Source organism: Nocardiopsis listeri (assembly GCF_020741345.1).
Taxonomy (GTDB): Bacteria; Actinomycetota; Actinomycetes; order Streptosporangiales; family Streptosporangiaceae; genus Nocardiopsis; species Nocardiopsis listeri_A.
In genome coordinates this window covers 1-12,236 of sequence record NZ_DYZD01000030.1, presented here as the reverse complement: position 1 = coordinate 12,236, position 12,236 = coordinate 1, and the positions used below count along the sequence as shown (strand labels likewise).

The 12,236-nt window shown below is 70.0% G+C and carries 10 protein-coding genes and 1 pseudogene; 7 read left to right on the top strand and 4 right to left on the bottom strand.

The annotated features are described in order from the left end of the window. Together K8V84_RS25800 and K8V84_RS01495 are read right to left on the bottom strand one after the other, a co-directional pair. Positions 1 to 102, bottom strand: a pseudogene (locus tag K8V84_RS25800) (hypothetical protein); the annotation flags it as partial. A 31-nt stretch (positions 103 to 133) separates the two neighbouring features. After that, positions 134 to 3,793: a nitrate reductase subunit alpha gene (locus K8V84_RS01495; protein WP_304069428.1), complete on the bottom strand. Its 3,660-nt coding sequence runs from the start codon at positions 3,791 to 3,793 to the stop codon at positions 134 to 136. A gap of 288 nt (positions 3,794 to 4,081) precedes the next feature. Here K8V84_RS01495 and K8V84_RS01490 point away from each other — a divergent pair, with 288 nt between their 5' ends. The 4 genes from K8V84_RS01490 (at position 4,082) to K8V84_RS01475 (ending at position 8,430) form a co-directional block, all read left to right on the top strand. Continuing rightward, the gene (locus tag K8V84_RS01490) at positions 4,082 to 4,801 is read left to right on the top strand and encodes a metalloregulator ArsR/SmtB family transcription factor (protein WP_304069426.1); all 720 of its coding nucleotides are present in this window, start codon (positions 4,082 to 4,084) and stop codon (positions 4,799 to 4,801) included. 114 nt (positions 4,802 to 4,915) lie between these two features. Next, a complete protein-coding gene (locus tag K8V84_RS01485; protein WP_304069424.1) occupies positions 4,916 to 7,459 on the top strand; it encodes a multicopper oxidase domain-containing protein in 2,544 nt (847 codons plus the stop codon). Then, complete coding sequence (locus tag K8V84_RS01480) at positions 7,459 to 7,899, top strand: hypothetical protein (RefSeq protein WP_304069422.1); 441 nt, start codon at positions 7,459 to 7,461, stop codon at positions 7,897 to 7,899. The genes K8V84_RS01485 and K8V84_RS01480 overlap by 1 nt, the downstream gene beginning before the upstream one ends. Positions 7,900 to 8,034: 135 nt before the next feature. Continuing rightward, positions 8,035 to 8,430, top strand: coding sequence for a cupin domain-containing protein (locus tag K8V84_RS01475; protein WP_304069420.1), 396 nt, complete (start codon positions 8,035 to 8,037; stop codon positions 8,428 to 8,430). Between the two features lie 7 nt (positions 8,431 to 8,437). Here the strand turns inward: K8V84_RS01475 and K8V84_RS01470 are convergent, their stop codons facing one another. Both K8V84_RS01470 and K8V84_RS01465 read right to left on the bottom strand, forming a co-directional pair. Next, on the bottom strand, positions 8,438 to 8,629 hold the full coding sequence (locus tag K8V84_RS01470; RefSeq protein ID WP_304069419.1) for a hypothetical protein: 192 nt from the start codon (positions 8,627 to 8,629) through the stop codon (positions 8,438 to 8,440). 111 nt (positions 8,630 to 8,740) lie between these two features. After that, on the bottom strand, positions 8,741 to 9,496 hold the full coding sequence (locus K8V84_RS01465) for an AraC family transcriptional regulator (protein ID WP_304069417.1): 756 nt from the start codon (positions 9,494 to 9,496) through the stop codon (positions 8,741 to 8,743). 173 nt (positions 9,497 to 9,669) lie between these two features. On the opposite strand from K8V84_RS01465, the gene K8V84_RS01460 reads away from it, so the two are divergent. The 3 genes from K8V84_RS01460 to K8V84_RS01450 all read left to right on the top strand — a co-directional run. Next, on the top strand, positions 9,670 to 10,635 hold the full coding sequence (locus K8V84_RS01460; RefSeq protein ID WP_304069415.1) for an ABC transporter substrate-binding protein: 966 nt from the start codon (positions 9,670 to 9,672) through the stop codon (positions 10,633 to 10,635). Between the two features lie 13 nt (positions 10,636 to 10,648). Continuing rightward, positions 10,649 to 11,725: an iron chelate uptake ABC transporter family permease subunit gene (locus tag K8V84_RS01455; protein ID WP_304069413.1), complete on the top strand. Its 1,077-nt coding sequence runs from the start codon at positions 10,649 to 10,651 to the stop codon at positions 11,723 to 11,725. Then, positions 11,722 to 12,236: iron chelate uptake ABC transporter family permease subunit (locus tag K8V84_RS01450; protein ID WP_304069408.1), on the top strand; the 515-nt coding region annotated here is incomplete at its 3' end. The genes K8V84_RS01455 and K8V84_RS01450, both read left to right, overlap by 4 nt.

Sequence of the window (12,236 nt, the reverse complement as noted above, 5' to 3'; positions counted from 1 at the left end):
GGCACGGTTGGTCCAGGTCTGTTTGCAGGTGACCGAACAGGTGTGACACCCGATGCACTTGTCGAGGTTCATCACCATGGCCATCTGGGCCATCAACTTCATTTGTGTTCCTCCCCCGTTCCGATCGGCCGCATCAGTACCGCACCTCTTGCGAGCGCCGACGGATGACGGTCACCTCGTCGCGCTGGTTACCGGTGGGACCGATGTAGTTGAAGGCGTAGCTGAACTGGGCGTAGCCGCCGACGAGGTGGGTGGGCTTGACCAACAACCGGGTGATCGAGTTGTGGATGCCACCGCGTTTGCCGGAGGTCTCGGCGCGGGGGACGTCGATGAGCCGGTCCTGAGCGTGGTACATGTACACGGTTCCCTCCGGCATGCGGTGGGAGACCACGGCGCGTGCCACGACTACGCCGTTGCGGTTGACCGCCTCGATCCACTCGTTGTCGCGCACGCCGATCTTGTCGGCGTCGGCACCGCTCATCCAGATGGCCGGGCCACCGCGGGAGAGGCTGAGCATGAGCAGGTTGTCCTGGTATTCGGAGTGGATGGACCACTTGTTGTGCGGGGTCAGGTAGCGCACGGTCACGCCGAGTTCGCCGTTGTCCCCCACCTCGGGCTCGTCGAAGAGCCGGTGCATGTTCAGGGGCGGGCGGAACACGGGCAGGTTCTCGCCGGCCTCGGTCATCCAGTCGTGGTCGAGGAAGAAGTGCTGGCGGCCGGTGAGGGTGTGCCAGGGCTTCATGCGTTCGACGTTGATGGTGAAGGGCGAGTACCTGCGTCCACCGCTCTCGCTGCCCGACCATTCGGGTGAGGTGAGCACCGACACCGGTGCGACCTGCACGTCGGCGAAGGTGATCTGCTTGCCCTCGCTCTCGGCGGACAGGTCGGCCAGCTCGGTCCCCACCCGCTTTTCCAGGGTGTGGAAGCCCTGGGTGGCCAGTCGGCCGTTGGTGGTCCCCGAGAACGCCAGGATCGCTTCGCACATCTGGGAGTCGCGTTTCAGCGAAGGCCGTCCGTCGGCCGGTCCACCGCGCACGGTGCCGTTGACCCGACCGAGGTGGTCGATCTCCTTGTCGACGTTGTAGGTGATGCCCTTGGTGGTCACGCCGAGGCTGTCCGCGAGCGAGCCCAGCGCTCCGAGTTTGGCGGCGATCGCGGTGTAGTCGCGTTCGACCTCCACGAGCTTGGGCATGGTCACGCCCGGGACGGGTTCGCACTCACCGCTCTTCCAGTCGCGGACGGTGCCGTTGGGCGTGGCCATCGCGTCGGGGGTGTCGTGCGTCAGCGGCACGGCGACCACGTCGCGGCGCGTTCCCAGGTGGTCGACGGCCAGTGCGCTGAAGGCTCGGGCCAGTCCGTGGAAGGCGTCGAAGTCGGTGCGGGCCTGCCAGGGCGGGGAGATGGCCGGGTTGAACGGGTGCACGAACGGGTGCATGTCCGTGGAGTTCAGGTCGTGTTTCTCGTACCAGGTGGCGGCCGGCAGCACCACGTCGGAGAAGACGGTGGTGCTGGTCATCCGAAAATCCAGGGACAGCAGCAGATCGAGCTTGCCTTCGGGTGCCTGCTCCCGCCAGACCACGTCCCGGGGGCGTTTTCCCGGTGGTGCCTCCTCGGCCCGTAACGAGGAGTCGGTGCCGAGCAGGTGCTTGAGGAAGTACTCGTTGCCCTTGGCGGAGCTGCCCAGCAGGTTGGCCCGCCACACGGTCAGCACGCGGGGCGCGTTCTTGGGCCCGTCGGGGTCCTCACAGGCGAAGCGCAACCGCTCCTCCTTGAGCTCGCGCGGCACGTACTCGGCGATCGGGAGTCCGGCCTCGCGCGCGTCGTCGGCCAGGTCCAGGGGGTTGCGGTCGAAGGTCGGGTAGGAGGGCATCCATCCCATGCGCGCGGACTGGGCGATGACGTCGGCGGTGCTCATGCCCTGGAACAGGCCCTTGCCCAGACCGCAGGAGACCTGGTCGGCGCTGAAGCGGTCATAGCGGTACTGGTCGCTGTGCAGGTACCAGAACGCGGTCTGCACCATCTGGCGGGGCGGGCGCGACCAGTCCCCCGCCGAGGCCATCTGGTTGTAGCCGGTGAGCGGGCGGGTCTTCTCCTGGCCGACGTAGTGCGCCCAGCCCCCGCCGTTGACGCCCTGGCAGCCGGTGAGGGTGGTCAGGGTCAGGAAGGCGCGGTAGATGGTGTCGGAGTGGAACCAGTGGTTGGTGCCGGCGCCCATGATGATCATGGAGCGGCCCTTGGACTCTTCGGCGTTGGCGGCGAACTCGCGGCCGATCCGCTCGGCGCGGGCGGCCGGGACGCCGGTGAAGGTCTCCTGCCAGGCCGGGGTGCCCGGTTCGTCGGGGTCGTCGTAGCCGCTCGGCCACCTGCCGGGCAGGCCCTCGCGGCCCACGCCGTACTGGGCGAGCAGCAGGTCGAAGACGGTGGTGACCAGGTGCCCGCCGACCCGGCGCACGGGTACGCCGCGGCGCGAGGGCAGGGCGCCCTCGGTGTCGAAGCGGGCCAGGTGGACCTCGACCGCCTCGCCGTCCGGGCCTTCGTACATGGTGAGTCGGGGCCTGGTGTCACCGAGTTCGAGGTTCCACCTGCCCTCGCCCTCCTCGCCGTAGCGGAAGCCCAGCGAACCGTTGGGGACCACCGGCTCGCCGGTCTTCTCGTCCAGGACGACCGTCTTGAACGCGGTGTTTTCGCCCTCTTCCCCCAGGTCCCGCGCGGTGAGGAACTTGCCGGCGCGGTGGCCGTCGTCGGTCTCCTCCAGGCGCACCAGGAAGGGCAGGTCCGTGTAGCGACGCACGTAGTCGTCGAAGTAGGGGGTGGTGCGCTCCACGAAGAACTCGCGCAGCACCACGTGACCCATGGCCATGGCGAGCGCGCCGTCGCTGCCGGGCCTGGCGGCCAACCACTCGTCGGCGAACTTGGTGTTGTCGGCGTAGTCCGGGGAGACCACGACGACCTTCTGGCCCCGGTAGCGGGCCTCGGCCATCCAGTGGGCGTCGGGGGTGCGGGTGACCGGAACGTTGGAGCCCCACATGATGAGGTAGCCGGCGTTCCACCAGTCACCGGACTCGGGCACGTCGGTCTGGTCCCCGAACACCTGCGGGGAGGCGACGGGAAGGTCGGCGTAGAAGTCGTAGAACGAGAGCATCGAGCCACCGATGAGCCCGTAGAAGCGGGAGCCGATCGCCTGGGAGACCATCGACATCGCCGGGATCGGGGAGAATCCGGCGACGCGGTCGGGGCCGTGTTCGGCGACGGTGTGCACGTGGGCGGCGGCCGCGATCTCCAGGGCCTCCTCCCAGCTCGCGCGCGCCAACCCGCCCTTGCCGCGGGCGCGCTTGTAGCGGGCGGCGCGTTCGGGGTCCTTCACGATGTCGGCCCAGGCCAGAACGGGGTCGCCGAGGCGCTTGCGGGCCTCGCGGTACATCTCCAGCAGCACACCGCGCACGTACGGGTAGCGCACACGGGTGGGCGAGTAGGTGTACCAGGAGAACGCGGCGCCACGCGGGCAGCCTCGGGGCTCGTATTCGGGGCTGTCGGGGCCCACCGACGGGTAGTCGGTCTGCTGTCCCTCCCAGGTGATGATCCCGTCCTTGACGTAGACCTTCCAGGAACAGGATCCGGTGCAGTTCACCCCGTGGGTGGAGCGCACCACCTTGTCGTGGCTCCACCGGTCCCGGTAGAAGACGTCGGCGTCGCGGCCGCCGACTCGGTGGACGGTCCGAAGGTCCTCGGACACCTCTTGTGGGCGGAGGAATCTGCGGGTGCGCAGGAGTGCTTCGGAGACCGGACCGTCCATACCGGGCGCGGGCCCGGTTTCGGAGTTTTCGCGCGGATTGTAGCGGGTCACTACTGAGGTCCTCTCTCCTTCGACGGCCGGCTGCGGCCGTCTCGGTGACCTGTTGCTCTTCCACCCCACCAGTGGCCGTGGCAACCGGACCAAAGTCGTGAGTCCGGGATCGTCCCGCGAAAGTCTGTACAGGTGGGGGGCCTTAGGTCCCACGCCCGTCGCACGTGCATCCGCACACCCACGTGCTTTTTCACTCCCTACGTTGTATTTACAATTCGGACCGTGTAAACACAAGTTGTGAACGACCACAGACACCAAGGACGAACGTCCGCCGGCACCACGGGGATCGATCCCGGCGAGCATCGGGTCCTGGCCGACCCCAGCCGGGTCGCCGTCCTGCAGACGCTGCGCCGATCCGACCGTCCGATGGACGTCCGCGAGATCGCCGGGGTGGTCGAACTGCACGCCAACACCGTGCGCTCGCACCTGTCGTTGCTGACCGACCGAGGGCTGGTCGTGGCCGCCCCCGAGGTGCGTGACCGGCCCGGACGCCCGCGCACCCTGTACACCCCGGCCGACAACGACGAACAACGCGACTACCGGATGCTCGCCGAGGCGCTGGTGGCCCACCTGTCCGCCATCGAGGACGATCGGGGCGAGGCCGCGCTGCGGGCCGGGCGGGCCCAGGGGGAACGGCTGGTCGACTCCCGTGGACCACTCCCTCCCGTGGGCGCGGACGCCGCCCGCGCCGCGGTGACCGACCTCCTGCGCGAGACCGGGTTCCGCCCCCGCCCCTCCCCCGATGGCATCCACATCGACCTGCACCACTGCCCCTTCCGAGAGCTGGCCGAAGCCGCCCCGGACGTGGTCTGCGGGGTCCACCTGGGCATGATGCGCGGAGCCCTGGAACGCATGCGCGCGCCGGTGGAGGCCGTGCGGCTGCGCCCCTTCGCCACCCCGGGACACTGCGTGGCCGAACTACGCGAACGGGGCGAGGACGGCCCACCCGAAGGCTGAACCACCCCGTGTGCGCCGGGAGCTCTTCGCCCACCGTGCCCCGGAGCACACGCCCCTCGGGCCGGAACGTCAAGCCGCCCGCGCGGCCCTCCCCTGTTCGGAAACGGAGCCCTCATGCCCGCAACGTTCGTGCGTATCGAACGCCCCGACCGGCCGCCGCCGCTGCCACGGCATGTCTCCTGGCACGCACGCGCCAACGTGATCGCCCTGGCCTGGGCGATGCTCGCGGTGTGCGCCGCCGCGACGGTCGGTCCGCTCGGCCTGCCCTCCTGGTTGCCGGTGCACCTGCTCCTGCTCGGCACGGTCACCAACGCGATCGTCACCTGGACCGAGCACTTCACGGTGGCGTTGTTGCGTCTGCCCGCGACCTCGGACCGCTACCAGGCCGGCCGACTGGCCGTGCTCAACACCGGCGTCCTGGTCCTGGTCCTCGGAGCCGCCTCCGGCCTGGTCCCCTTCGCGGTGGTCAGCGCGGTGGCCGTGCTGGGCGTGGTCGCGGTGCACACCCTGGCCCTGGCGCGTGCCTCCCGGGGGGCTCTGGCCGGGAGGTTCGCGCACATCGGCGCCTGGTACACGGCGGCCGGCGCCTCGTTCGTGTTGGGTGCCGCGCTCGGCACGATGATGTTGCTCGACTCCGCGGGTCCCCAGGTCCAACAACGATTGTTGGCGGCCCACGTCCACCTCAACCTGTTGGGCTGGGTCGGTCTGGCGGTGATCGGCAGTCTGTTCACGCTGTGGCCGACCATCCTTCGCACACGCATCGTGGAGGGCGCGGGCACCGTGGCCCGACGCGTCCTGGTCCCCGTCCTGGTGGGGCTCGGGGCCGGCGCCGCCGGGCTCGCCACCGGCACGCGCTGGGTGGCCCTGGCCGGGATCGTGTTGTACGCGGCCGGGATCCTGGTCTGCCTGGTGCCCCTGGTGCGCACCGCTTTGCGTGAACGCCCGTCGGGGGCCGCGGCCTGGTCGGTCGCCGCCTCCCTGGTCTGGTTGCTCGCCGCGTTGGCGGTGGACGTCCACGCCCTGGCCGTGCACGCCCCGCACGAGGTCCACACCGTCCTGCAGCCGCTGCTTCCGCTGTTCCTCGTGGGCTTCACCGGCCAGGTCCTGCTGGGTTCCCTGACCTACCTGTTCCCCGTGGTCTTGGGCGGCGGCCCACGGGCCGTCAAGGCAGGCACCGCCCTGTTGGGCCGGGGGTGGCCGGTCCGGCTGGCCGCGCTCAACCTCGCTCTGCCGCTGACCCTGCTCCCGGGAGCGTGGGGTACCGCGGCGTGGGTGCCGGTGCTCGCTTCCGCCGCGACCTTCGTGCTGCTCGCGGCGGTGGCCGCCCTGCGCGCCTGGGAGGTGAAGGCCGGCCCCGGGCTGATCGGTACCGGACTGGGCGCCGCGCTGACCGCCCTGGCGCTGGTGTTCGCGCTGGGCGCCCCCGTCCAGGAGGGCTCCACCGTCACCCCCACCGGTCGGACCGAGACCGTGGAGGTGGCGCTCGGCGACATGGTGATCGAACCGGGCACCATCACCGTCGACCCCGGCGACGAGCTCGTGCTGGAGGTGACCAACGAGGACGCCCAGCCGCACGACCTGCGCATGGAGAACGGCACGCGTACCCCCGTGCTGGCGCCCGGGGAGAGCGCCACCCTGGAGGTGGGCGTGGTGGAGGGCCCGTTGCGGGGATGGTGCTCGGTGATGGGGCACCGCGCCTCGGGCATGGAGATGACCGTGCTGACCACCGGCGACGACGTCCCCCTCACCGAACACGGCGAGCACCCCGAGGGGACCACCGCTGACCCACTCGACCTGTCCGGGGAGTTCGGTGAGGGTTGGGAACCCGTCGACGCCGCGCTCGACCCGGCCCCCGACACCGACGAACACGACGTCGAGATCCGGGTGGGCGAGACCGAACAGGAGGTCGCGCCCGGGGTTCGACGCCCGGTGTGGACCTTCGGCGGTACCGCGCCCGGCCCCGTCCTGCGCGGAAAGGTCGGTGACGTCTTCGACATCACCCTGATCAACGACGGCACGATGGGGCACAGCATCGACTTCCACGCCGGGTCCTTGGCCCCGGACGAGCCCATGCGCACCCTCGCCCCGGGTGAGGAGCTCACCTACCGGTTCACCGCCGACAAGGCCGGGGCGTGGCTGTACCACTGCTCGACCGCGCCGATGACCCACCACCTGGCCAACGGCATGTACGGGGCGGTGATCATCGACCCGCCCGACCTGGCCGAGGTCGACCGCGAGTACCTGCTGGTCCAGGGCGAGCTGTACCCGGGAGAACCCGGCGACGCCGAACAGACCGAGCACATCCGCGCCGGACGACCACAGGCGTGGATGTTCAACGGTGCCGCCATGGGCTACGAACACGCGCCCTTGGCGGCGCGGGTCGACGAGCGCGTGCGCGTGTGGGTGGTGGCCGCGGGCCCGGTGGGCGGCACCTCCTTCCACGTGGTCGGGGCGCGCTTCGACACCGTCTACAAGGAAGGCGCTCACCTGCTGGGCCCGGACGACGCCGGAGGCGCCCAGACGCTCGATCTGGCCACGGCCCAGGGTGGTTTCGTCGAGACGACCTTCCCCGAGGCGGGGCACTACCCCTTCGTCGACCACGACCTGAGCCACGCCGAGGGCGGCGCGCACGGACACTTCGAGGTGGAGGAGCCCTGATGGAGGATGTGCTCTGGGCCGGGGTGCGTTTCCTGCACGTGCTCTCGGCGATGTTGTGGGTGGGCGGACAGCTCACCGTGTCCCTGGTGGTCATGCCCCTGGCCCGACGGACCCTGGACGATGCACACCGCTCCACGGTGCTCACCGCCATCGGAAGGCGTTTCGGGACCCTCACGGCGGGGTTCTTCCTGCCGGTCCAGCTGGGTACCGGGATCGCCCTGGCCTGGGGCGCCGGGGTGAGCCGGGCCTCCCTGCTCGAACCCGGGTACGGCCGGGTGCTGGTGGCCAAGTTGGCGCTGTTCTGCGTGGTGATGGCCGCGGCGACGCTGCACGGCGCGACCAACCGCACCAGGCCGCGCCTGGCCCGGACCATGGCGGTGACGAGCCTGGTGACCTCGGTGGGCGTGGTCCTGTTGGCCACCCTGTTGCCGAGGATCTGATCCGCCCCGGCCCCGGCCCGGTTCAGGGCCGGGTGCCGCGATATTCTCGGCGACGGTGGCGCGCCGCAAGAGGTCGCCCGCGAGGCTCCACCGCGAACAAACACATAACGGCAGGACGAGTCGGCAAAGGACGCCATGAAGGACTACGGACCGGAACCCTACGTCGTCGACATCGAAGCACTGACCACGAGTAACGACACCTACCGCACGGCGGTGTGGACCGGACACAACCTCCAGTTGACGGTCATGTCCATCGACCCCGGCCAGGAGATCGGGTTGGAGGTGCACGACGACCACGACCAGTTCCTGCGCGTGGAGGCCGGCAGGGCCCGCGTGGAGATGGGCCCCGCCAAGGACCGGTTGGACTTCCTCGAGCACGCCGAGGACGACTTCGCGATCTTCGTGCCCGCCGGGACGTGGCACAACGTCGTCAACGCCGGGGACGAGCCCCTGAAGCTCTACTCGATCTACGCCCCGGCCGAACATCCGCACGGAACGGTGCACCGGACCCGGCCGAACGAGGGCGGCTGACCGCGGCCTACTCGTCCTCGTCGGTGGAGGCCACCGCGTGGACGACCACGTAGCCGCCGGGTTGCGGTTCGGGCACCTTCTCGTCGAGCCGGACGGCCTCGTCGGACCGCAGGGTCTCCAACAGACGCTCGACGTCGTCCTCCTGGCCGCGTAGCCGGAGTTTGACCCTGGACATGGTCTCCTCGATTCCCGAAGTCATTCGTGGACGGTGGGTGTCCCGGGCGCGGATCGGCGCCCATGACACCCGGTACGGAAAACAACCTACCGAATAGATAGGAAACCCGCCCGCTCCGACATGTGGCCGAAGGGATCAGGCCGCGGCCGATGTGGCGTCGAGTGCGACCAGGGGGTCCTCCGCCAGCAGCGACTCGGGCAGTCCGCTCTCCCTGCTCAGGGCGCGGAGCAGGCCACTACGGGTCGAATAGCCCGAGGCCCGGGCCGCTTCGGACAGGCCGTAGCCGGCCTTGAGCCGCTCGATCGCGGTGTTCAACCGCACCCGAGTGCGCCACCTGGTGTAGACGAGCCCGGTCTGTTCGACGAAGAGGCGTTGGACGTGACGGACGCTGGTGTGGTGGCGCCGGGCGAGCTCCTCCAGGGTGGCGTCGGAGCGGGCGGTCTCGCGAGCGATGGCCCGGGCCACCGGGTGCTCGGGCAGCGCGACGGGAAAGCGTGGCCGCAACAACCCGCCCAGGACGGCGTCGAGGGCGTCCCTGAAGGGGCGCACCTGGTCGGCGGTGGCCGGCGCCGCCCCCAGCACGGTCATCATGACCCGGGTGAGTTCGGGGACCACTCCGAGCCGGTGCACCCGCTGGGGAGGCGAGCTGCCCGGGGAGAGCATCGGCCCCAGAGCCATCCCGCCCTCCGGCAACCGCATGGAGTGGGGCACGTGCGGGGCCAGCCAGAGGTTGTGCCGGGCACTCAGGGTGATCGGCCCGCCGTCCACGACCAGTTCCGCCGTTCCGGTGACCACGTGGATCAGGTGCGGCACGTCGTGTTCGTGGGTGTCGTGCCCCAGGAACCGGATCGTGTTCTCGGGCACGACCCGGCAGAGCTGTTTCGGCGTCATCGCGGCTCCAGAACATGTCATCTCGGGCGATCACCGATGTCACCTGGGGCGCATCCATCGGCGCCAAGGATATTAGCCTAGGCTTACCTTATCTTTCCTGTCAGCCCCCCGTTCCCCTACCCTGCCCAGATCGAGGCCCCATGCGATCCCTCCGATTCCCCCTCCTGTCCTCCATGTCCGTGTTCACGGCCGGAGCCCTCGCTCTCACCGCCTGCGGGGCCGACGAAAGCACCTCCGAGGCCGAGGAGGCCGCCGGCTCCGGAACCCGGGTCGTGGAGACCGAGCAGGGCCAGGTGAGCGTTCCCGGAGCTCCCGAGCGGGTCGTGGTCCTCAACCACGCCCTGGCCGGCTACCTCTACCACCTCGACGTTCCGGTGGTCGGGGTCATCCCCGAGACCGCCGACACCGACGGGGCGTTCTCCGAGCACTGGGCCGAGGCCGCCGAGGAGGACGGCACCGAGCTTTTGCCATGGAGCTCGGACGGGTTCGACCTCGAAGCGATCCTGGGCCTCGAACCCGACCTCATCGTCGCGGGTGGTCTCGGTTTCCCGCACTTCCAGGCGGTGGAGGCCTATGATCGGCTCGGTGAGATCGCGCCGACCGTCATCGTCGACGACACCCGCACCACCTGGCAGGACCAGTTCTCCTTCCTGGCCGAGGAGGTCTTCGAAGACCCCGAGCGCTACGAGGAACTCGCCGCGACCTACGACGAACGGGTGGAGGAGGTCGAGGCGGCCATCACCGTCCCGCCGAACCCGGCGACCTTCCTGACGGTGACCGCCGACCAGACCCCCTACGTGCTCATCGAGGGCATGGGGCTGCCCAAGACGTTCGAACGCCTGGGTTTTGAGACCGACACCCTGTTCGCCGAGAACGACTTCGAGCCCTACACCGCGGGCGGTGACATGTTCGAGGTCTCCAGCGAACAGGTCGGGCAACTCGTCGACGCCCCCACCGTCTTCATCATCGGTTTCCACGGTGACACCGCCGACGTGGAGAGCCTGTCGGAGTCCTCGGTCTACTCGGCACTGCCCGCGTTCGAGGAGGGCGACGCCTACGACCTGCCCCACTGGGGCCTGCGCGGCGACTACGACGAGGAGCTCGCGCTCTTGGACGTGGTCGAGGAACGGTTCTCCTAGGAAGCCCGATCACGTGCGTTCTCTCGTGAAGAACCGCGGGGAGGAACGGAACCCGCACGGGTCCACCGCCACACCGGACGAGCCCCACCGCCGAGGCGTCGGCGCCCGTCCGGTGTGGCTGCTCCTGTGCGTGGTCCTTCTCGCCCTGTCCTGCGCGGCCAGCCTCATGGTGGGGTCGGCCCGCCTGCCGATGTCCACCGTGTGGGCGGCCCTGGCCTCCCCCGACCAGAGCATCGACCACCTGACCGTGCTCTCCCTGCGCGTGCCGCGCACCCTGCTGGGCCTGCTCGTGGGCATGGCGCTGGGTGTGGCCGGAGCCCTCGCCCAGGCACTGACCCGCAACCCCCTGGCCGACCCGGGGATCCTCGGGGTGAACTCGGGCGCCGCGTTCGCCATCGCCGTGGGCGTGGCCGTGCTCGGGGTGACCCGGATCGACCAGTACCTGTGGCTGGGGTTCGCGGGCGCGCTCATCGCCGCCGCTCTGGTGTACCTCGTCTCCGCCCGTGGACCGGATGGTGCCACACCCTTGCGACTGGTCCTGGTGGGGGTGGCGCTGGGCGCGGTCTTCAGCGGGGCAGCCTCGGCCCTGACCCTGGTCGACCCCGAGAGCTTCGACCGGATGCGTTATTGGGAGGCCGGCACTCTGGCCGACCGCCCCGCGGGCACCGTGGCGACCATCGCCCCGTTCGTCCTGGTGGGTCTGGTCCTGGCGGCGGCCCTGACCCGTTCGCTCAACGCGCTGGCCCTGGGTGAGGAGCTCGCCCACGCCATGGGGGCGCGTGTGGCCCTGACCCGCGCGTTCGGGATCGTGGCGGTCACGGTGCTGTGCGGTGCGGCCACGGCGGCGGCCGGTCCCATCGGGTTCGTCGGGTTGATGGTGCCGCACGCGGTACGCGTGATCACCGGTCCGGACCAACGGTGGATCCTGTCGTTCACGTTGGTCTCGGCGCCGGTGCTGGTGCTGCTCTCCGACATCATCGGGCGTCTGGTGGTCTGGCCCGGCGAACTCCAGGTCGGTGTCATCACCGCGTTCTTGGGCGCGCCCGTGCTCATCATGCTGATTCGACGGACGAGGGCGAACGCGCTGTGAAGGACACGATCGTACTGAGGGCCGGATGGTTGAGCGCGCGCTCCTCCCGACGTGCCCTCATCGTCTACACGGTCCTGTTCCTGGCGCTGCCCGCCTGTGTCCTGACGGCGCTCTCCATGGGTTCGCACGTCATCTCGATCCCGGAGGTGATCGGCGCGCTGGCTCCGGGCGCCGAGGGGCCCAACCGGCTCGTCGTGGTGGAGTGGCGGGCGCCCCGGGCCGTCGCCGCCGTCCTGTTCGGCGCCTGTCTGGGGTTGAGCGGCGCACTGTTCCAGTCGCTCACCCGTAACCCGTTGGGCAGCCCCGACGTCATCGGGCTCAACTCCGGCGCCTACACCGGTGTGGTGTGCGTGATCATGCTGGGCGGCAGCGGATACCCGGCGCTGGCCGGCGGCGCGGTGCTGGGCGGTCTGGGTACGGCGCTGCTGGTGTACCTGTTGGCGCTGCGGCAGGGGATGCGGGGATTTCGACTCATCGTCGTCGGCATCGCGATCGGCGCGATGTTGTCCTC

Bases quoted from the DNA above. Each gene is read 5' to 3' on its own strand.
- K8V84_RS01495 (WP_304069428.1), bottom strand. From the start codon at position 3,793: ATGGACGGTCCGGTCTCCGAAGCACTCCTGCGCACCCGCAGATTCCTC.
- K8V84_RS01485 (WP_304069424.1), top strand. From the start codon at position 4,916: ATGCCCGCAACGTTCGTGCGTATCGAACGCCCCGACCGGCCGCCGCCG.
- K8V84_RS01480 (WP_304069422.1), top strand. From the start codon at position 7,459: ATGGAGGATGTGCTCTGGGCCGGGGTGCGTTTCCTGCACGTGCTCTCG.
- K8V84_RS01475 (WP_304069420.1), top strand. From the start codon at position 8,035: ATGAAGGACTACGGACCGGAACCCTACGTCGTCGACATCGAAGCACTG.
- K8V84_RS01470 (WP_304069419.1), bottom strand. From the start codon at position 8,629: ATGACTTCGGGAATCGAGGAGACCATGTCCAGGGTCAAACTCCGGCTA.
- K8V84_RS01465 (WP_304069417.1), bottom strand. From the start codon at position 9,496: ATGACGCCGAAACAGCTCTGCCGGGTCGTGCCCGAGAACACGATCCGG.
- K8V84_RS01460 (WP_304069415.1), top strand. From the start codon at position 9,670: ATGTCCGTGTTCACGGCCGGAGCCCTCGCTCTCACCGCCTGCGGGGCC.